The organism is Neobacillus bataviensis LMG 21833 (assembly GCF_000307875.1).
Taxonomy (GTDB): Bacteria; Bacillota; Bacilli; order Bacillales; family Cytobacillaceae; genus Neobacillus; species Neobacillus bataviensis.
In genome coordinates, this window is the sequence record NZ_AJLS01000050.1 from 1 (window position 1) to 20,000 (window position 20,000).

The following is a 20,000-nucleotide window of genomic DNA, read 5'->3' on the forward strand; positions in this document are numbered from 1 at the left end:
ACTAGCCGCTAGGGCGCTGGAGCTGGACAATTCTCAAAGTCAAAATTTATACTTTCTTATCTCTTAAAGAAAGCCGCCATTGATGGCGGCAAATTATAGTGATTTAAAAATTTAGTATGTTCTAACCGGTAAAATAAGCTGTAAGATGGTTTCGTCATGCAGGGGACGGATTAAGAACGGACGCATCGCCCCAGTAAAACTCACCTTAATGTCTGTCCCTTCCAACGCTTTAAGGGCATCCATCATGTATTTTGCACTAAAGGATATCTTTAAATCTTCTCCATCAATCGAACTGCTTTGAATTTCTTCTACTACCTTCCCAACCTCAGGTGTATTCGAGGAAATTTCAATGACTCCGCCTTCAATAGTTGAAAATTTAACGACATTATTCCGCCCTTCACGCGCCAGCAGGGAAGCACGATCAATAGCTTGGAGGAATTCCTTCGTATTGACGGTTACATCCGTTTTACTTTCATTTGGAATTAATTTAGATGTATCAGGATAGTTCCCCTCTAATAATCTTGAGAAAAATAATAAGTGCTTCGCTTTAAACAAAATTTGATTTTCCGTAATGACAATATCAATTAATTCATTTGAATCATCAATAATTTTATTTAATTCATTCAAGCTTTTCCCTGGAATGACAACATTATAACTTTCATTGTTTTCCGTTTCGATCTTTGCCTTCCTTAGCGCAAGACGATGGCTATCTGTTGCAATACAGGTTAATTCGCCATTTTCAACCTTCCAGTTTACACCTGTCAAGATGGGGCGTGTTTCTGAGGTGGACACTGCAAAATGCGTTTGACGAATCATCGCTTTTAATAGGTCTGTCGCAATATGAAATTTATTATTTTCCTCCACTTGCGGCAGGTGAGGGTACTCCTCTGCATCAAGGCCATTTAAATTAAACTCCGACTTTCCAGAGCGAATGACTGTTTGGAGAGAACCGAGAACTTCCATTTCAACTGAATCAGTAGGGAGCTTTTTGACAATCTCGCTGAAAAACTTTGCTTGCAGGACGATTGCTCCTGGCTGCTTGATTTCAACAAGCTCATCTCCTGCTTCCTCTTTTGGGATAAAAGACTCAATGGAAATATCAGAGTCACTTCCTGTTAAGGTAACTCCTTCTGCACTAGCCACAATTTTGATCCCCGTTAAGATTGGTATCGTTGTTCTTGATGTGACAGCCTTCATCACATCGTTCACACTTTGAACAAGACGATCGCGTTGAATGATAAATTTCATCGATTTATTTCCTCCCTGTAATGCATATTTTTTTAGCTGTTACATATAATATTATTTTTTAAAAAAATAGTAGAAGTACTAGTAGGGGCTGTTAGTATGTGGATAACCTCGATTTTCAATAGAAACACAGCCTATCCACATGTGGACAGACTGTGTACAGAATGGTAGAAGTTATTCACAATTTTAACAACCTTATACCTTTAGAATTTCATGAAGTTCCTTCATCTGCTTTTGCAGTGTTGAATCAGTTTGCAGCAGCTTAGATATTTTTTCATGTGCGTGAATAACGGTTGTATGATCACGCCCGCCGAACTCTTCTCCTATTTTGGGCAAAGAGTAGTCGGTTAATTCACGCGATAAATACATCGCGATTTGCCGCGGAAAAGCTACCGATTTTGTTCGTTTTTTGGCCTTGAAATCCTCAAGCTTGATACTAAAAAGTTCCCCAACGGTCTTTTGAATTTCAAGTATAGTAATGACCTTTGGCTTTGAGCTTGGAATGATATCCTTTAATGCTTCAGCCGCAAGATCAGCATTAATATCTTTATTAATTAACGAAGAGTAGGCGACCACGCGGATCAATGCACCTTCAAGTTCACGAATGTTTGAATCAATTTGATTGGCAATATAGAGCATGGCTTCATTTGGTATATCTAACCCTTCTGCCTTTGCCTTCTTGCGCAGAATGGCAATCCTTGTTTCTAAATCCGGCGGTGTAATATCCGTAATTAATCCCCATTCAAAACGTGAGCGCAGCCGATCCTCTAATGTGGGGATTTCCCTTGGCGGGCGGTCACTGGAGATAATAATTTGTTTGCTTTCTTCATGGAGTGCATTAAACGTATGGAAAAATTCCTCCTGCGTTGATTCTTTTCCAGCCAAAAACTGAATATCATCAATAAGTAAGATATCGACATTTCGGTATTTATTGCGGAAGCTCTCCGCTTTATTGTCACGGATTGAATTAATAAATTCATTTGTAAATTTTTCGGACGATAAATAAACAACTTTTGCAGCAGGGTTATGCTCTAAAACATAGTGGCCGATCGCATGCATTAAGTGTGTTTTTCCTAATCCTACGCCCCCATAAATAAATAGAGGATTATAAGCTTTTGCTGGTGCTTCTGCAACGGCAAGCGATGCAGCGTGGGCAAAACGGTTGCCGGAACCAATTACAAAGGTATCAAAAGTATGTTTTTTATTTAAGATTCCTGTAGGGAAATCATTATGATCATCGTCCTTCATTACCTTTTTCGGCGGAAGCTGCAGTTCATTTTCAGCTTCATTTTGATTTTGCGGAATAATAAATTTTACAGATAGCTCTTCCCCGGTAATTTCATATAGAATCCCGGAGATTAACTGAGAATAACGCTCTTCCAGCCAATCACGTGCAAATTCATTCGGTGCCGTGATCACAAGTAGATCGCCTTGAAGGGAATGGGCCTTTGTGGACTTAAGCCATGTATCAAAGCTAGGCTTGCTTATCTTTTTCTCAATATTGGCTAGCGCTGCATTCCAAAGATCCGCAATATTTTCCAACTAATATCCCTCCTTTTTGTTTTCTTACTAAATTATTTATCTAAACTGGCACGTGCATTATTTACTGTCTAACCCCAAAAAATATTGTCTAATGAAGTATTCTCTTTGCAACCGGATCACCTATTCGACTTAAGTTCCATGAAAAAAAAGGGAATTATACTACCGGTACAACCTATTAATTTATAATTATACGAAACAGTGGTTGTGGAAAACATATAATAAGGAAATAAAGTGGAGTTTCGACAATATCCACCTCTTGTGGACAAGTTTCTACAGTGTCCCTGAATAAACTATCCACATGTTATCCACAATTTGTGGATAACGTATTATCGAGGATGTAGTTATTAAGAGTGAAAACACAAATATAATATCAAATAATTGCTTAACACGCAATGCCTTTTAATAGTTTATCCACAACAGCAGTATTATGTGTATAGTAATTGTCCACAAGTCAATAACTTGTGCAAAACCTGTCAATATCTTGTGTGGATAGTGGAAAAAGTGTCGAAATATTATCCACAGGTGCTAATTCGGTCATACTTTTAGAAAAAAGAAGGCAAGATCGAAAATTGCCTCCTAGGTATAGAATTTCTGGAAATAGCCTAAATCATGTTCGAAAAAAATTGGAAAAGGAAACAATATGAGAAGAGGAGTTGACAATATAATACCCACGTCTTTATAATAGTTAAGACTGTCTGATTAAATTTAAGCAGCAATTCCTCAGGGAGGTGTCATATAATGAAAAGAACATACCAACCAAATAAACGTAAACATAGTAAAGTTCACGGTTTCCGCAGTCGTATGAGCTCAGCAAACGGACGTAAGGTTCTAGCTCGTCGTCGTCTAAAGGGAAGAAAAGTATTATCAGCATAGACCACTGAAGCGTCAGTGGTCTTTTTTTCAAATAAAAGCGGAAGTGCCTGGTCAGCGGCGTATGGCCTGGAGTGCTCTAACTGAGATAAAGGAAACACGGAGAGCGTAGCGATCCGATGTTGACTTATCGTAGGGCGGAGGCGCGAAGGACACTAGCCGCTAGGGCACTGAAGCTAGACATTTCTCAAAGTTCAAATATCAAAGGAGTTTTTTTATGAAAAAAGAATTCCGAATTAAGAAAAATAAAGACTTCCAGATAGCATTTCAGAAGGGTCAATCATTTGCCAATCGTCAATTTGTTGTCTATGCCTTGAAAAAAGAAGGACAGGACTTTTTCCGAATTGGCTTGTCTGTAAGCAAAAAGATTGGAAATGCTGTTACCAGAAATAGAATAAAGCGCTATGTACGACAATCCATCCATGAATTGCATGATCAGGTTTCACAGGAGAATGATTATGTAATAATCGCAAGGAAGCCAACAGCGGAAATGGACTTTTTTGAGGTAAAAAAAAGTTTAACCCATGTACTTAAGGTTGGAAAAGTGTTAAAGAGAAGCTAATTTTGCGGAATTAGTCAAAATATAGCGAAGAAGTAAAGACAATTGAATGGAAAAAGTGATAAACTACTTTTGAAATGATTAACAGGAAATAATTACATAAAAGTTAGATGCGCACTTTTTATTCTATATTTGGCAAGGGGGAATATGTGATTGAAGAAACGAATATTACTTTCGTTCGGCCTGCTTTCTGTGTTCTTGTTTTTAACAGGATGCAGTGAAATTAAGAAGCCGATTACTTCTGAAAGTACAGGTTTTTGGAATGAATACATTGTCTATCCTTTATCATGGGTGATTAAAGAAGGCGCCCATTTGCTTGGAGGAAGCTATGGATTATCACTTATTGTTGTAACCATTTTAATCCGATTAGCAATTTTACCTCTGATGATCAAGCAAACAAGAAGCTCGAAGGCAATGCAGGCATTGCAGCCTGAGATGAAGGCACTTCGTGAAAAATACAGTTCAAAAGATCAAAAGACACAGCAAAAACTGCAGCAGGAAACGATGGCGCTGTTTTCAAAACACGGTGTCAATCCAATGGCGGGCTGCTTTCCGTTAATCGTGCAAATGCCGATTTTAATTGGTTTTTATCATGCCATTTCAAGAACAAGGGAAATTGCTCAGGATAGTTTCTTATGGTTTGATCTCGGTGAAAAGGATCCTTATTTTATTTTACCGATTATTGCCGGTGTCACAACGTTTATTCAGCAAAAGATGATGATGGCTGGCCAGCAGCAAAATCCGCAAATGGCGATGATGATCTGGATGATGCCGATCATGATTATGTTCTTTGCCTTTAGTTTCCCAGCAGCCCTCTCATTATACTGGGTTGTCGGAAATATTTTTATGATTGTGCAAACCTATTTTATTAAAGGGCCGGATTTACGGGCGAACGCCACCGGTAATGTGGGAGGAGCAAAAAAGTGAAACAGGTAACTGCTACAGGACAAACTGTCGAAGAAGCAGTAGAATCAGCTTTAGCTCAATTAAAAACCACCAAAGACCGCACAGATGTTGATATTATTGATGAAGGTAAAAGGGGAATTTTTGGTATCTTTGGTTCACGACCTGCTGTTGTAAAGGTAACGGTGGTCATCGACCCGATTGAAGAAGCAAAGAAATTTCTCCTTCAAGTAAGTGAACAAATGGGTGCGCCAGCAGAAATAGAAATTAGACGAGATGGCAAACAGGTTTACTTTGTCATGACGGGAGAAAAAATTGCCTTATTAATTGGTAAACGTGGTCAAACACTGAATTCGCTCCAATATTTGACCCAGCTGGTGATTAATCGCTTTGCTACCCAATATTTAAATGTGATTTTGGATGCAGAAGATTATCGAAACAGACGAAGTGAAACACTTATTCAATTAGCCCATCGATTAGCCGGGAAGGCTGTCAAGTCCGGAAAAGATGTGGCATTGGAACCGATGCCTTCCTATGAGCGTAAAGTCATTCATACCGCTTTATCCGAAAACAAACGTGTTAAAACCTTTTCAGATGGTGCCGAACCACATCGCTTTATTGTGATTACACCAGTGAAAAGATAATAGAGATCTGACATCCTATCCGATGATAGGGTGTTTTTTTTACCCTTTTTTATTTATGAGATGTAGTTGTTGATAACTTTTTTAGTAAGATTTTTCACTTTATTGTTATTCACATGTGGATAAGTTAAAATAAAAAAATAGACATTTTGCACTGTGGATAGAGTTGAGATGCTTTTTTATTAGAAATTCATGTGATATTCTATTGTTTTGGAGAAAATATTATTTTTAATATAGATGGAGTTTTTAGTTGTGAGGTGAAGGAAATGGAATTTGATACAATTGCGGCAATTTCAACTCCGATGGGAGAGGGAGCAATTGCAATCGTTCGTTTGAGCGGCGATGATGCCATTCAAATTGCTGACAAGCTTTTTAAGGGGATTGGTGGAAAACGGCTTATGGAAGTAGCAAGCCATACGATTCACTATGGACACCTCCTTGATGCGAAAGGTGAAGTGGTAGAGGAAGTAATGGTCTCGGTCATGAAGGGGCCAAAGACGTTTACCAAAGAGGATGTAGTGGAGATCAATTGCCACGGCGGAATTGTTTCGGTGAATCGCGTGCTTCAGCATGTGTTAAAAAACGGGGCAAGGCTGGCGGAACCCGGTGAATTTACGAAGCGGGCCTTTTTAAATGGACGGATAGATTTATCACAGGCTGAAGCGGTCATGGATTTAATCAGGGCGAAAACTGACCGGGCAATGAACCTGGCGCTTGGCCAAATGGAAGGGCGCTTGTCAAAGCTTGTCCGTAGACTGCGGCAGGAAATCCTTGAGGTACTTGCCCATGTCGAAGTAAATATTGATTATCCTGAATATGATGATGTTGAAGAAATGACCCATAAGATGCTTTTAGAAAAGGCACACTTTGTGCGTGAGGAAATAAAAAAGCTGCTGCAAACATCTGAGCAGGGGAAAATTTTACGAGAGGGGCTATCGACCGCCATTGTTGGACGGCCAAATGTCGGAAAGTCCTCGTTATTAAATAGCCTTGTCCATGAAAATAAGGCCATTGTTACCGATATCCCTGGGACAACTCGTGATGTCATTGAGGAATATGTGAATGTCCGCGGGGTGCCGCTCAGATTGTTAGACACAGCAGGGATTAGGGAAACGGAGGATATCGTCGAACGGATTGGGGTGGAACGTTCTCGCCAAGTGTTAAACGAGGCTGATTTAATTTTGCTTGTGTTGAATTACTCCGACAGGCTGACGATTGAGGATGAGCATCTATTTGAAGTGGTAAAAGGGATGGATGTCATCGTCATTGTTAATAAAACGGATCTGCCGCAGCAAATTGATATGGAGCGGGTTAATGAACTCGCGAAAGAACATAGCCTGGTTACTACCTCATTATTGGAGGATCGTGGTATCGATGAGCTTGAAGAAGCGATTGCCTCGTTATTTTTTGCGGGTTCGATTGATACTGGTGACTTGACATATGTGTCAAACAGCCGTCATATTGCGTTATTAAATATAAGTCTTCAGACGATTGAGGATGCGATTGAAGGGGCAGAAATGGGTACCCCAATTGACATCGTGCAGATTGATTTAACTAGAACATGGGAATTACTTGGCGAAATCATTGGCGACAGTGTCCATGAGAGCCTCATAGACCAGTTATTTTCACAGTTCTGTTTAGGGAAATAAGAAAAGGAGGACACACATGCAATACGAAGCAGGTAGTTATGATGTCATTGTCGTGGGAGCAGGGCATGCCGGCTGTGAAGCTGGTCTTGCGGCGGCGAGGCTTGGCGCCAAAACGCTAATGATCACGATAAACTTAGATATGGTCGCTTTTATGCCTTGTAACCCATCCGTCGGCGGCCCGGCAAAGGGGATTGTCGTTCGTGAAATCGATGCCCTTGGCGGAGAAATGGCAAAAAATATTGATAAAACATACATTCAAATGAGGATGTTAAATACAGGTAAAGGTCCTGCCGTTCGTGCGTTAAGAGCCCAGGCTGATAAATTTGCCTACCAGCATGAAATGAAACGAACATTAGAAGAAGAACCAAACTTAACCTTGCTCCAAGGGATGGTTGAGCAATTGATTGTCGAAGATGGAGCAATACAAGGAGTAATTGCCAAAACGGGAGCTATTTACCGCGCCAAAACAGTAGTCGTAACAACAGGAACATACTTACGCGGAGAAATTATCCTCGGTGAATTGAAATATTCCAGCGGACCGAATAATCAGCAGCCATCGATTAAGCTATCTGAGCATTTAGAAGAGCTTGGGTTCGAATTAGTGCGCTTTAAAACTGGTACACCGCCAAGAGTAAATGGCAACACCATCGATTACAGCAAAACAGAAATTCAACCCGGTGACGAAGAACCTAGAGCATTTTCGTATGAAACAACGAAATATATTACCGATCAGCTGCCATGCTGGCTGACCTATACAAATGACCGAACACATTCGTTAATTGATGCCAATTTGCATCGCTCGCCAATGTTTTCCGGCATGATTAAAGGAACAGGCCCAAGGTATTGTCCATCGATTGAGGATAAAGTTGTCCGTTTCAATGACAAGCCGCGCCATCAAATTTTCCTTGAACCGGAAGGAAGAAATACGAAGGAAGTCTATGTACAGGGACTTTCCACCAGCTTGCCTGAAGATGTCCAGCAGCAAATTATTAAAACAGTTCCAGGACTGGAAAATGCCCAAATGATGCGAGCCGGTTATGCCATCGAATATGATGCAATTGTACCGACACAATTATGGCCAACTTTAGAAACAAAGATAGTTAAAAATTTATATACTGCTGGCCAAATTAATGGAACATCGGGGTATGAAGAAGCTGCGGGCCAAGGGTTAATGGCTGGGATTAATGCCGGATTAAACGCACTTGACCGCGAACAATTAGTGCTTGGACGCTCTGATGCTTATATTGGCGTGTTAATTGATGATTTAATTACAAAAGGGACAAACGAGCCCTATCGTTTGTTAACCTCAAGGGCGGAGTATCGTCTTCTATTGCGTCATGATAATGCAGATTTACGGTTAACAGAAATGGGTCATGAAATTGGCTTGATTCGTGATGACCGCTATGAAGCCTTTTTAGTAAAAAAAGAAGCCATAGAAGCGGAAAGGCAAAGATTACAGTCCATTATTCTAAAGCCGTCTGCTGAGGTACAGGAATTAATTCGCAGCATTGGCGGCAGTGAATTGAAGGATGGAATCCGTGCTTCTGATTTGCTAAAAAGACCGGAAATGACGTACGAATTGCTTGAAAGTCTGACCAAAAGTGAGCTTGATTTGGATGATGATGTGAAAGAACAAGTGGAAATCCAAATTAAATACGAGGGCTATATTGAAAAATCACTGCAGCAAGTAGAGCGTTTGAAAAAGATGGAAGATAAGAAAATCCCTGATAATATCGATTATGATGCGATTTCAGGAATAGCAACCGAAGCAAAACAAAAATTAAAGAAAATCAAACCATTATCGCTTGCACAAGCATCAAGAATATCAGGGGTAAATCCAGCTGATATTTCCATTCTGCTTGTCTACCTGGAACATGGACGGGTTGCGAGAATTTCAAATGAATAGAAAAGCGGAAGCGCCTTGGTTAGGGGCGACAGGCATAAGACAAGCGGGCGAGAAGGCTGCTCTTTAGCCTTCTTGACTGATTGGCTTATGACCCCGAGCCCCTAGGCGCTGCAGCTAGACAATAAGAAAAGCAAGGGGCTTTAAAAAAAGCGCTCCTGCATTCATAAGTGAGGATTTTGTCATGAATATCGAACAATTTCAATCCAGTCTTCAGGAAAAGGGGATTTCCCTAAGTGATAAGCAGCTCGACCAGTTTGAAACCTATTTTTCAACGTTGGTCGAGTGGAATGAAAAAATGAATTTAACAGCGATCACCGAAAAAGCGGAGGTTTATTTAAAGCATTTTTACGACTCCATCACTGCTTCCTTTTATTTTGATTTTACCAAGCCTTTTCATCTTTGTGATGTGGGGGCAGGAGCAGGTTTCCCGAGTATTCCGTTAAAAATAGTTTATCCACATATCGAAGTGACAATCGTTGATTCATTAAACAAGCGAATATCCTTTTTGAATCATCTTGCCAACGTCTTACAGTTAGAAAATGTCCATTTTGTCCATGATCGTGCCGAAACCTTTGGCGTCAATCCCGCATACCGGGAAAGCTTTGATGTTGTAACAGCAAGAGCAGTGGCAAGAATGTCTGTTTTAAGTGAATTTTGTTTACCGCTTGCAAAAGTTGGGGGACATTTTATTGCGATGAAGGCTTTGCATGCGAAGGATGAATTGGAAATGGGTCAAAAGGCCATTACCACACTCGGCGGCAAAGTGGAGAAAGTTCACACTTTTACATTGCCAATGGAAGATAGTGAACGAAATATTTTAATCATAAAAAAAGAAAAACAGACGCCAAAGAAATACCCAAGAAAGCCAGGAACACCAGGGAAAATGCCGATTGAATAAGGGAAATTCCTGAGGCTTGCTCCATTTCACCCTTCATGATTGAAAATCTGTATAACAATTTTTCAAGAAAAATGGTATCCTAGGCAGGAAGAATTTATTTGCATAGAGAATTAGTAATAGGGAGTTTCGTAAAGGTGGTGTTGGGGGATGAAGAGTTCGTTTACACGCTTTTTTGGCCTCGGCGATAAGGGAGAACAAGAGGTTGAGCTTGAAAAAGAGCTGGATATTGAACGAAACGAAGAAATAAAGAAGATTCCGATTAACCAAATTATTCCGAATCGCTTCCAGCCGCGAACGGTATTTGATGAAGATAAAATTGAAGAATTATCACGAACGATTCATATACATGGGATTATCCAGCCGATTGTTGTCCGAGAGTTTGCTGCCGATAAGTATGAAATTATTGCCGGTGAGCGACGCTGGCGTGCGATGAAAAAGCTAGGCTGGGCAGAAGCGCCGGCCATTGTAAAAAATTTATCTGATACAGAAACGGCATCTGTTGCCCTTATTGAAAATTTGCAGCGCGAAGAATTGTCTCCAATCGAAGAGGCATTTGCCTATGGCAAACTGCTTGAACTGCACAATTTGACACAAGAGGCCTTAGCACAGCGCCTTGGTAAAGGGCAGTCGACTGTTGCAAACAAGCTTCGTCTGCTTAAATTACCAGAGCCTGTTCAAGAGGCTTTATTAAATAAAACGATTACCGAGCGCCATGCTCGTGCCCTTATTCCGCTAAAAAATCCGGAGAAACAAGTAGCACTTTTGGCAGAAGTCATTGAAAAGAATTGGAATGTTAAGCAGACTGAAGAACGTGTGGTAAGACTGCTTGAACAAAAGAAGGAAAAACCAAAGCCGAAACGAAAGGCTTTTAGCAAAGATATGAGAATTGCCGTTAATACCATTCGTCAATCGTTATCAATGGTAACAGACAGCGGGATTAATTTGGATGCCGATGAAGAGGAGTTTGACGAATTCTATCAATTTACCATCCGCATTCCAAAGAAAAAATAACCAGACACTAGGTGTTTGGTATTTTTTTTGAAAAAAAACAACATCCCTATTATTTCATGATAAAATAGAGGAATGGAATTTTACATTCCTCCACAATTAAGAGATAATTGGTCATATTATGTAAATATTTGATAGAATGATAGATATAAAGGGTAGGTGACAACGTGGGGAAAATCCTTTCAATCGCAAATCAAAAAGGTGGAGTCGGTAAAACGACGACCTCTGTCAACCTAGGCGCCTGCTTAGCATACATAGGGAAACGGGTCTTATTAGTAGACATCGACCCGCAGGGAAATGCAACAAGCGGGGTCGGAATTGAAAAGGCAGAAGTGGAACAGTGTATTTATGATGTATTAGTAGATGATGTCGAGGCCAAGGATGTCATTAAAGCGACATCTGTTAAAAATTTGTATGCACTCCCTGCTACGATTCAATTAGCGGGAGCAGAAATTGAATTGGTGCCTACCATTTCAAGGGAAGTCCGCTTAAAACGAGCTCTTGCGGAAGTCAAAGATCAGTTTGATTATATCATTATTGATTGTCCGCCATCATTAGGCCTATTAACCCTGAATGCCTTAACAGCCTCTGATGCGGTAATAATCCCTGTTCAATGTGAGTATTATGCATTGGAAGGCTTGAGTCAATTATTAAATACGGTAAGGCTCGTGCAAAAGCATTTAAATCAGGATTTAAAAATTGAAGGCGTGTTATTAACGATGCTTGATGCGCGAACAAATCTTGGCATTCAAGTCATTGAAGAAGTAAAGAAATACTTTCAAGATAAAGTCTATAAAACCATTATTCCAAGAAATGTGCGTCTAAGTGAGGCTCCAAGCCATGGGGAACCCATCATTACCTATGATTCAAAATCCCGCGGTGCTGAAGTGTATTTAGATTTAGCAAAGGAAGTGGTTTCGAATGGCTAAAGGGTTAGGAAAAGGCCTGAATGCATTTTTTGGTGATGTCAGTAAAGAGGAGACAGTTCAAGAAATCAAGCTGAAGGAACTGCGTCCCAACCCCTATCAGCCGCGGAAAACTTTCCAGCAAGAGGCGATCGATGAATTAAAAGCTTCAATCATCGAACATGGAATCCTACAGCCGATTGTTGTTCGCAAAAGCATTAAAGGGTATGAAATTGTTGTCGGCGAACGCCGCTTTCGTGCAGCTAAGGAGGCACAGCTTGAAACCGTTCCAGCAGTCGTCCGCGAGCTTTCTGAACAGCAAATGATGGAACTGGCTGTACTAGAAAACCTTCAAAGGGAAGATTTAAATCCAATTGAAGAGGGATTTGCCTATCAAACGTTAATGGAAAAATTGAAGCTGACACAGGAAGAGGTTGCGAACCGTTTAGGCAAAAGCCGTCCGCATGTAGCCAACCACATTCGTCTGCTTTCCCTCCCTCCAACGATTCAGGAGTTGATTTCCGCTGGGAAAATCTCGATGGGCCATGGGCGTGCCTTATTAGGCCTTAGACAAAAAGCCAAGCTGCCTGTTTTAGTAGAAAAGGTCATTCAGGAAGGGCTGAATGTCCGTCAATTAGAAAAACTAATCCAGCAAATAAATGAAAATGTTTCACGTGAAACAAAAAAGCCGGAAAAGAAAAAAGATGTGTTTTTACAGGAGCGGGAGCATTCCCTTCGTGAGCGGTTTGGAACGAAGGTTCATATTAAACAAAACAAAAATAAAGGGAAAATTGAGATTGAATTTTTCTCGCAGGATGATTTGGAACGAATCTTAGAATTACTGGATCAGGAAGAATCTTTATAAGCCATCTCCTATGATGGTTATTTTTTTTACCTATTCAGTCTTTTCAATAGAATAAAAACATGATAGTTTAGTACTATTACTATTTCGAGAGGCGAAAAATAGGTGAAAATGCGATGTTTTTAATAGGAACACTTGTAAATGGACTTTTGATTATTATTGGTACACTGCTTGGCAAGCTATTAAACCGTATTCCGGAAAGCATGAAAGTAACGGTTATGTTTGCGATTGGATTATCCGTTATGGTGTTAGGCCTGCAAATGGGCTTAAAGAGTGAAAACTTCCTAATTGTTATTATTAGTCTTGTCGTCGGTGCAGTTATTGGGGAACTATTAAAACTAGAGGATAAATTAAATGACCTTGGCGGCTGGTTGGAGCGTAAGGTCGGCTCTAACGGCAAAGGTAGCATCTCGGAGGGTTTTGTGACGGCTACCTTAATCTTTGTGATTGGGGCAATGGGAATCATTGGTGCCCTCGACAGCGGGATTCGCGGTGATCATGATGTATTGTATACGAAGTCATTGATCGATGGCTTTACAGCCTTAATTTTAACGACTACTTTAGGAATTGGTGTTATTTTTTCCGCTATCCCTGTTGTTCTTTATGAAGGATTAATTGCCTTGTTTGCTACCCAGATCGACCGCTTTGTTCCACAGGTACTAATGGATCAATTTATTGTTGAAATGACCGCAACCGGAGGAATTATGATTTTTGCCATTGGCTTGAATCTCACCGGGATGGTAAAAATTAAAGTAGCCAACCTGCTCCCAGGTATTGTCGTAACGGGAATCATTGTAACGATTCTATATAGTTTGAAATAATTGGAATTAAAAAGGAGTGATGGCAGAAATCCATTACTCCTTTTAGTTTGTCTTTTCTTCTTCTAACCAATTTAATTTGTTCCAGTCTTGCTTTGGGTATGTTAGGCTTGCGTGGTATATACCAGCCGCAATCGTTTTGGCCATTTTCATGACAAGATTTAAACGGGTATTTTGTAACACAAAAAACTCCATAAATCCGCTGACATTCACGATGCCAGTGATATGTATGTCACCCACCTCCGGCAGATCCTTGTTCACCCCTGCACCCGGTTTGACTGGTCCACTTCCGACTTGAATCACACCGACATTTTTGATTCTCCCCAAACAGGCATCAATCCCAATAATATAAGGATTAACATGTTTCATCTGGATCTCCTTTAGTTTTTCAGCCAGATTGACTGCATGAATGGGCTCGTCTAAGGTTCCATAGACATAAAAGGATTGGAGGTTCTTCTCCTCAAGAAGAGTTCCGACTAACGGGCCTAATGAATCTCCTGTGGAGCGGTCTGTCCCAATACAAATAAACACAATCGGGCGGCTTGTTACACTGGGAATATTCAGGAGCAATTCCTCAGCAAGATTTTCAGCAGCTTGAAAATCATCATGATTGATTCGTGCCATGGCCCTCCTGTCGGAAAAAACCGATTTGATATTCATAAGCCCACTCCCTACAATAATAAGTCTTACTAGTATACGGAATATTCAGGAAATCTATACATGAAGTGGAAAGAAAAACAAAATTCATAAAGCTATTATCTGCATTGAAAAATTGTTAAAATAGATTTTGTTTATAAGGTAGTAAGAAGGACGGTGGATGATGAGTATTACAGAAAAGGGTATGCAAAAATTAATCACTAAATTTCAAAATGAAGATACATGGATGAGCATTGGGGAAGGCTTTCTAAAAATTATTGCCATCATAATCATTTCCAATATCTTAATTCGTATTGGGAAACTAGCAATTCATAATATTTTCAAAATTAGGACCCTCTCCCCGCTTAATACTTCTGTTCGACGCGAGGAGACGCTTTCCAAGCTTCTCGATAACATTCTTTCATATGTGGTTTATTTTATTTCCGCAATGATGATCCTGTCCGTATTAGGGATTGACATAAAGGCACTGATTGCCGGCGCCGGAGTTGTTGGATTAGCAGTAGGCTTTGGAGCGCAAAGCTTAGTAAAAGATGTTATTTCTGGTTTCTTCATCATTTTTGAAGACCAATTTTCAGTAGGCGACCACGTTCGCATAGGATTATTTGAAGGAAATGTCGAAACAATAGGGTTAAGAACGACAAAACTCAAAAGCTGGACTGGCGAAGTTCATATTTTACCAAATGGAAGCATTACCCAGGTCACCAATTTTTCGCTTAATAATAGTCTCGCGATTATTGATATTGCCATTTCCTATGGTGAAGATATCGATAAGGCGGAAAAGGTGATTGCCGATGCTTTAGAAAAAATGACAAGCCAATACGAGGAGTTAACGAAGGCACCTGAATTGTTAGGAATACAAACGATGGGGCCAAACGAGATTGTTTTACGGGTTGTTGCGGAAACATTACCAATGAAACAATCAGGAGTAACCCGGGGAATTCGCAAGGATATAAAACTTGTTTTAGACGAAAATGGGATTAAAGCTCCTAATCTTAACTTTATGATGTACCAAAACGGATCAGGTCAATCTAAGTAGAAATGGGGGGAAAGTGATGGAGGAAAAGGAATTTGCCCTAAATGATGTAGTCGAAATGAAGAAACAGCATCCATGCGGAACAAATCGCTGGAAAATTATTCGCTTGGGCATGGATATTCGGATTAAATGTGAAGGCTGCGGACATAGTGTCCTGATACCAAGAAGAGAGTTTTCACGAAAAATGAAGAAGATTTTGGTGAAGCATGAAGAATAATCTTATGCTTCTTTTTTGAAAAGCGGAAGCGCCTTGCTCATGGGCGACAGGCATAAGACGAGCCTTCTTGACGGATTGGCTTATGACCCCGAGCCCATAGGCGCTGTAGCTAGACAGTTTTCAAAGTTTGAAAGATATAGAGGAATGCATGATAGGGGTGGAGATTTTGTCACAAGTACGAAAGGCGGCTTGTCCGTTAAATTGCTGGGATAGCTGCGGTTTCAATGTAACGATTGATCAAGACAGGGTTGTGAAAATAGAGGGCGATCCGGAACATCCGATCACCCAGGGGAAAATTTGCGGCCGTGGACGAATGTTGGAAACAAGGACAAACTCTTCAAAGCGCTTATTGCACCCTTTAAAAAAGGTTAATGGAACATTTGTGCAAATCTCCTGGGAGCAGGCCTTGGATGAAATAGCTGCAAAATTAATAGATATAAAAGAGAGTTACGGGACAACGGCTGTGCTCCACAGTCATGATTATGCCAATAACGGGATTTTAAAAAACGTAGATCAGCGCTTTTTTAATTGTTATGGCGGGGTAACAGAGCTTTACGGCTCGCTGTGCTGGGGTGCCGGAATCGAGGCACAGAAATGGGATTTTGGGAATGCCTGGAGCCATGAGCCCAATGATATTTTTAATAGTAAAAACATCATTATTTGGGGAAGAAATGTGGCCCGGACAAACATGCATTTTTACGAAAAACTGCTTGAAGCAAAGAAACAAGGGGCAAAAATAATTGTCATTGACCCACTTTATAATGCAACGGCAAAGATTGCCGATGAATATATCACGATTAGGCCGGGGATGGACGGGTTATTAGCAGCTGGAATCATCAAGGAAATGCTTCGCTTAGGTGCAGAGGATCGCTATTTTATTGAGCAATTCACACATGGTTTTGCTGATCTAGTGCAGCTTCTCGATGGGGTTTCCTTAGAGCAGATTAGCGAAATGACGGAGGTCTCCTGTGGGGTAATGACCACATTAGCTAATGTGTATGCTGATAAACCAACCGCTACCTTTATGGGATTAGGAATGCAGCGATATCAAAACGGAGGAAATACGATTCGTTTGATTGATGCCCTCGTTGCGGTCAGTGGGAATATCGGCATTGCCGGCGGCGGTGCCAATTATGCGAATCTACAGGTGGGACAAAGCTTTGCATTCGCTGAGTTAACACTCACACATCGCAGGAAACAACATAGGCAATTTTCCATCATGAAGCAGGCAGAAGAGGTGCTAAAGGCTACAAATCCAGAAATAAAGATGATGTTCGTGACTTGTGGCAACCCGCTGACACAGGTGCCGGACACCCACGTGGTTGAACAAGCCTTCTCCTCTGTACCGACGCTTGTTGTGGTTGATCAATATCTTACTGATACCGCCATGCTTGCTGATTATGTATTGCCAACGACAACGGCCTTTGAGGAAGAAGACCTTTATTATTCTTCCATGTACCATCATTATGTAAACTATGGTCCGAAACTCGTCGCCGCCCCTGGTGAGGCACGTCCGGATTTATGGATTTGGACACAATTGGCAGAGCGTCTCGGCTTTGGTGAAGATTTTGCCTTTTCAAGGGAAGAGTTTCTTGAAATGACGCTTAATCCCTTAAAGGAGAATGGCATTACCCTTGAGAAATTAAAGAAAGAGCATACAATGGAACTTCCGGTTAAAAAAGTTCCATGGCATGACCGTAAATTTCAAACGCCAAGCGGGAAATTTGAATTTACCGCCCAACAAAAAGGCCAACAAGGCCTATTAACATTAGCGGTTCCGGATGAATCAAAATGGAAAAACCCTAAACTCGCGGAAAAATATCCCTACAGTTTGCTGACTATTCATCCGTTACGGTCAAACCACTCACAGAACTATCATTTATGGGCTCGAGAGCCAAAGATGAAAGTGGAGATTGCCGCAAATATTGCTGAAGAGCGCGGACTACAAAATGGCGATTTTGTTAAGATATGGAATGACCGCGGCGAAGTGAAAGGATTTATTGAGATTTTAGCGAAGGCACATCCAAACACGCTTAATATTGATGAAGGTATTTGGCGCGAGTTTAGCGGGCCCGTTAATAAACTGACATCAAGCAGGGAAACCGATAATGGCTTGGGGAGCACATTGTATGATTGTCTTGTGGATTTGGAAAAGGTTAGCTATCAATAATGGAAGAATGTAAAGGGCTGTCCAATGGACAGCCCAAATTTTAATCCTCGCTTCCGCTTTTCCTATTTAAATTGCGGGATTTCTAGTACTAGTTTATAAGTGCCTAGTAAACTATATATATTGTTGATTTGTTTTACCTGTTTCGCGGCCCAAGCGATATCTGTTGCATACTGATGGGACACAAAGTCGTTTTTCGTTATGGAGCTTGGGTTCCATTTCATTTTAAAGAGTGTATCTTGCCCGGCATTGATGTACCCATTGCCAATAAATTGAGCTCCGCCAATGATCGCTGCTTCTGGTGTAAACCATCCAGCATTATAAGCAAATTGGGCGCCGCTACTAATTGCAGTGTTATCATAGGCGCCAATCCCATACATATTGTATACGGTCTTTCCATTAATTTGGACACCTTTTGCGAGCTCCGATGTCCCATTGCCTGTCTCTAGCAATGCGTGGGAGATTAAATAAATTTCATTGATTCCGTATGTATTTCCAGCTGTGATAAAAGCTGCTGCCAATCCTTGTAAAATGCCCTTTCCTGAGAGGATTCGTTCATTTATTTCCGCAGCATCAATATCTGCTGCTGCCGATAGCTTAAGAAATTGCAAGGAATCGACGGTATTACTTAGAAAATTGTTGGGGTCTAAATAGTATGCTACGTCTACTGGACTGGCATTTACCCATGCCTTATTATAATTAATTTCGTACCAAGAGCTTCCATCAGCGCCAGTGACAGTCGAAACAATTTGTAACGTGTCCAGGTTATTCACTTTGCCGACAACCCAATAATCTGTGCCCGCACCTCCTCTAACATTCCAACCCGTTCCATTTACTTGTCCGCTAGTGGGACTAATAAGAGTTACTGCATCGAAACTAATAAAGGTTTTATACTTTTTATCTGTTTGCGGGTTCACGGCCATTTGTTTTTTTATTAGGTCGTCTAAGCTAATATTGTAGCTTTCATATACTTTTTCAATGGTACTGCTTGTTGTATTCGGATTAAATGGTGCTGTTTCCGATAAGTATTGGGAACTGACATAGCCAGTTTGTCCATTTGCTGTTACTTTTGCCCAGCCATTTTCTTCGGAGTGAAAGGTAACAACGGTTCCTCTCGCCAATTTTGTAATAACCGCTCCACTTGTTGAGGCAGAGCTGCGCATATTTAAGCTGGAACCATACACGACATCGATATATTTTATAACTGCCTCGTCAGGATTCGGTGGTGGAGCAGTTTGATCTGCCGGGTTGTCCGCACCGACAGCAGGTTTCGAATCAGAGAGAAATTCAGAACTGACATAGCCGGTTTGTCCATACGCTTCTATTTTTGCCCAGCCATTCTCCTCAGAGATAACGGTCACTTCTGCCCCACGGGCTAATTTAACTAGGATGGATGCATTCGTTGAATCACTATTGTACATACTTAACGTAGAGCCGAGACTAACGTTGACAAACATGGTTTTCGTTGTTTGCTGATCCTCGTTTGATGGAGCAGGTGCAGATTTGGAAGCGGAAATAAATTCCGAACTTACATACCCTTCCATTCCGTTTACTTGTATTTTTGCCCAGCCGTTTGCCTCCGCATACACCTTTACTTCCGTTTCACTTGGAAGCTTTGTGAGAATGACTGAACTTGCTGAAGCACTATTTCTTACATTTAGGCTTGACCCAGCTTTTACATTCACATATTTTGTTGTAATTTGCTGTACGGGTGAAGTTGTACCGGAACTAGGAGAAGACCCGGGAGGTACAGCTGATAAAAATTCGGAATTAACATAACCGGTTTGTCCATATACCTCGACTTTCGCCCACCCGCCGGATTCCGAATAAACCTGAACCTTTGTCCCTTTTGCCAGGCCTACGATAATCGATGAGCTGGCTGAGGATCCATTTCGCATGTTTAATGATCCGCTGCTGACATTGACATATTTTGTGGTTGTGACTGCCGGAGCAGTAGTTGCAGGGCTATTTGGGCTTTGGGAGGATAAAAAGCTTAAGCTGATATAGCCCTCTTTTCCATTGGCAGAAACCTTGGCCCAGCCGTTTGCTTCCGAATAAACAGTTACAGACGTTCCTTTTGAAAGTGAAGCGATCACCGCACCACTCGTCGAGGCACTTCC

Annotated in this window: 18 protein-coding genes; 14 read left to right on the plus strand and 4 right to left on the minus strand. The window is 41.0% G+C overall.

Translation table 11 applies throughout. The features are described 5' to 3' along the window. Positions 1–111: 111 nt before the first annotated feature. A complete protein-coding gene (gene dnaN / locus BABA_RS07375) occupies positions 112–1,248 on the minus strand; it encodes a DNA polymerase III subunit beta (RefSeq protein ID WP_007084524.1) in 1,137 nt (378 codons plus the stop codon). 192 nt (positions 1,249–1,440) lie between these two features. After that, entirely contained in the window at positions 1,441–2,787 is a 1,347-nt protein-coding gene (gene dnaA / locus BABA_RS07380; protein ID WP_007084525.1) for a chromosomal replication initiator protein DnaA, read from the minus strand. A gap of 738 nt (positions 2,788–3,525) precedes the next feature. Here dnaA and rpmH point away from each other — a divergent pair. The 11 genes from rpmH to BABA_RS07430 all read left to right on the plus strand — a co-directional run bounded on the left by rpmH (position 3,526) and on the right by BABA_RS07430 (position 13,809). Continuing rightward, positions 3,526–3,660 (plus strand): 50S ribosomal protein L34, encoded by a 135-nt coding sequence (rpmH, locus tag BABA_RS26405; RefSeq protein WP_007084526.1) that lies wholly within the window; start codon positions 3,526–3,528, stop codon positions 3,658–3,660. A 214-nt stretch (positions 3,661–3,874) separates the two neighbouring features. Then, entirely contained in the window at positions 3,875–4,219 is a 345-nt protein-coding gene (rnpA, locus tag BABA_RS07385; RefSeq protein ID WP_007084527.1) for a ribonuclease P protein component, read from the plus strand. 150 nt (positions 4,220–4,369) lie between these two features. Beyond that, positions 4,370–5,143: a YidC family membrane integrase SpoIIIJ gene (gene spoIIIJ / locus BABA_RS07390; RefSeq protein ID WP_007084528.1), complete on the plus strand. Its 774-nt coding sequence runs from the start codon at positions 4,370–4,372 to the stop codon at positions 5,141–5,143. After that, on the plus strand, positions 5,140–5,763 hold the full coding sequence (gene jag / locus BABA_RS07395) for an RNA-binding cell elongation regulator Jag/EloR (RefSeq protein WP_007084529.1): 624 nt from the start codon (positions 5,140–5,142) through the stop codon (positions 5,761–5,763). Before spoIIIJ ends, jag begins: the two co-directional genes overlap by 4 nt. 263 nt (positions 5,764–6,026) lie before the next feature. Further along, the gene (gene mnmE, locus BABA_RS07400) at positions 6,027–7,409 is read left to right on the plus strand and encodes a tRNA uridine-5-carboxymethylaminomethyl(34) synthesis GTPase MnmE (protein ID WP_007084530.1); all 1,383 of its coding nucleotides are present in this window, start codon (positions 6,027–6,029) and stop codon (positions 7,407–7,409) included. Between the two features lie 16 nt (positions 7,410–7,425). Next, a complete protein-coding gene (mnmG, locus tag BABA_RS07405) occupies positions 7,426–9,315 on the plus strand; it encodes a tRNA uridine-5-carboxymethylaminomethyl(34) synthesis enzyme MnmG (RefSeq protein WP_007084531.1) in 1,890 nt (629 codons plus the stop codon). Between the two features lie 181 nt (positions 9,316–9,496). Continuing rightward, entirely contained in the window at positions 9,497–10,213 is a 717-nt protein-coding gene (rsmG, locus tag BABA_RS07410) for a 16S rRNA (guanine(527)-N(7))-methyltransferase RsmG (protein WP_007084532.1), read from the plus strand. A 147-nt stretch (positions 10,214–10,360) separates the two neighbouring features. Beyond that, entirely contained in the window at positions 10,361–11,224 is an 864-nt protein-coding gene (gene noc / locus BABA_RS07415; RefSeq protein ID WP_007084533.1) for a nucleoid occlusion protein, read from the plus strand. Between the two features lie 164 nt (positions 11,225–11,388). Beyond that, positions 11,389–12,150 (plus strand): ParA family protein, encoded by a 762-nt coding sequence (locus BABA_RS07420; RefSeq protein WP_007084534.1) that lies wholly within the window; start codon positions 11,389–11,391, stop codon positions 12,148–12,150. After that, positions 12,143–12,991, plus strand: coding sequence for a ParB/RepB/Spo0J family partition protein (locus BABA_RS07425; protein WP_007084535.1), 849 nt, complete (start codon positions 12,143–12,145; stop codon positions 12,989–12,991). The genes BABA_RS07420 and BABA_RS07425 overlap by 8 nt, the downstream gene beginning before the upstream one ends. A gap of 113 nt (positions 12,992–13,104) precedes the next feature. Further along, positions 13,105–13,809, plus strand: coding sequence for a DUF554 domain-containing protein (locus BABA_RS07430; RefSeq protein ID WP_007084536.1), 705 nt, complete (start codon positions 13,105–13,107; stop codon positions 13,807–13,809). 42 nt (positions 13,810–13,851) lie between these two features. On the opposite strand, the gene yyaC is transcribed toward BABA_RS07430, so the two are convergent. After that, a complete protein-coding gene (yyaC, locus tag BABA_RS07435) occupies positions 13,852–14,466 on the minus strand; it encodes a spore protease YyaC (protein WP_040345623.1) in 615 nt (204 codons plus the stop codon). A gap of 160 nt (positions 14,467–14,626) precedes the next feature. On the opposite strand from yyaC, the gene BABA_RS07440 reads away from it, so the two are divergent. The 3 genes from BABA_RS07440 (at position 14,627) to BABA_RS07450 (ending at position 17,883) form a co-directional block, all read left to right on the plus strand. After that, positions 14,627–15,499, plus strand: a complete 873-nt coding sequence (locus BABA_RS07440) for a mechanosensitive ion channel family protein (RefSeq protein WP_007084538.1) — start codon at positions 14,627–14,629, stop codon at positions 15,497–15,499. A gap of 16 nt (positions 15,500–15,515) precedes the next feature. Next, positions 15,516–15,713: a DUF951 domain-containing protein gene (locus BABA_RS07445; RefSeq protein ID WP_007084539.1), complete on the plus strand. Its 198-nt coding sequence runs from the start codon at positions 15,516–15,518 to the stop codon at positions 15,711–15,713. A 148-nt stretch (positions 15,714–15,861) separates the two neighbouring features. Continuing rightward, positions 15,862–17,883, plus strand: coding sequence for a molybdopterin-dependent oxidoreductase (locus BABA_RS07450; RefSeq protein ID WP_051186022.1), 2,022 nt, complete (start codon positions 15,862–15,864; stop codon positions 17,881–17,883). A 62-nt stretch (positions 17,884–17,945) separates the two neighbouring features. Here the strand turns inward: BABA_RS07450 and BABA_RS07455 are convergent. Continuing rightward, positions 17,946–20,000: SH3 domain-containing protein (locus BABA_RS07455; protein WP_007084541.1), on the minus strand; the 2,055-nt coding region annotated here is incomplete at its 5' end.

What these genes read in the sequence shown, in the direction of transcription:
- rsmG (WP_007084532.1), top strand. Translation starts at nt 9,497, where the DNA reads ATGAATATCGAACAATTTCAATCCAGTCTTCAGGAAAAGGGGATTTCC.
- BABA_RS07445 (WP_007084539.1), top strand. Translation starts at nt 15,516, where the DNA reads ATGGAGGAAAAGGAATTTGCCCTAAATGATGTAGTCGAAATGAAGAAA.
- BABA_RS07440 (WP_007084538.1), top strand. Translation starts at nt 14,627, where the DNA reads ATGAGTATTACAGAAAAGGGTATGCAAAAATTAATCACTAAATTTCAA.
- rpmH (WP_007084526.1), top strand. Translation starts at nt 3,526, where the DNA reads ATGAAAAGAACATACCAACCAAATAAACGTAAACATAGTAAAGTTCAC.
- BABA_RS07425 (WP_007084535.1), top strand. Translation starts at nt 12,143, where the DNA reads ATGGCTAAAGGGTTAGGAAAAGGCCTGAATGCATTTTTTGGTGATGTC.
- BABA_RS07430 (WP_007084536.1), top strand. Translation starts at nt 13,105, where the DNA reads ATGTTTTTAATAGGAACACTTGTAAATGGACTTTTGATTATTATTGGT.
- mnmG (WP_007084531.1), top strand. Translation starts at nt 7,426, where the DNA reads ATGCAATACGAAGCAGGTAGTTATGATGTCATTGTCGTGGGAGCAGGG.
- mnmE (WP_007084530.1), top strand. Translation starts at nt 6,027, where the DNA reads ATGGAATTTGATACAATTGCGGCAATTTCAACTCCGATGGGAGAGGGA.
- dnaN (WP_007084524.1), bottom strand. Translation starts at nt 1,248, where the DNA reads ATGAAATTTATCATTCAACGCGATCGTCTTGTTCAAAGTGTGAACGAT.
- noc (WP_007084533.1), top strand. Translation starts at nt 10,361, where the DNA reads ATGAAGAGTTCGTTTACACGCTTTTTTGGCCTCGGCGATAAGGGAGAA.
- rnpA (WP_007084527.1), top strand. Translation starts at nt 3,875, where the DNA reads ATGAAAAAAGAATTCCGAATTAAGAAAAATAAAGACTTCCAGATAGCA.
- BABA_RS07450 (WP_051186022.1), top strand. Translation starts at nt 15,862, where the DNA reads ATGATAGGGGTGGAGATTTTGTCACAAGTACGAAAGGCGGCTTGTCCG.
- yyaC (WP_040345623.1), bottom strand. Translation starts at nt 14,466, where the DNA reads ATGAATATCAAATCGGTTTTTTCCGACAGGAGGGCCATGGCACGAATC.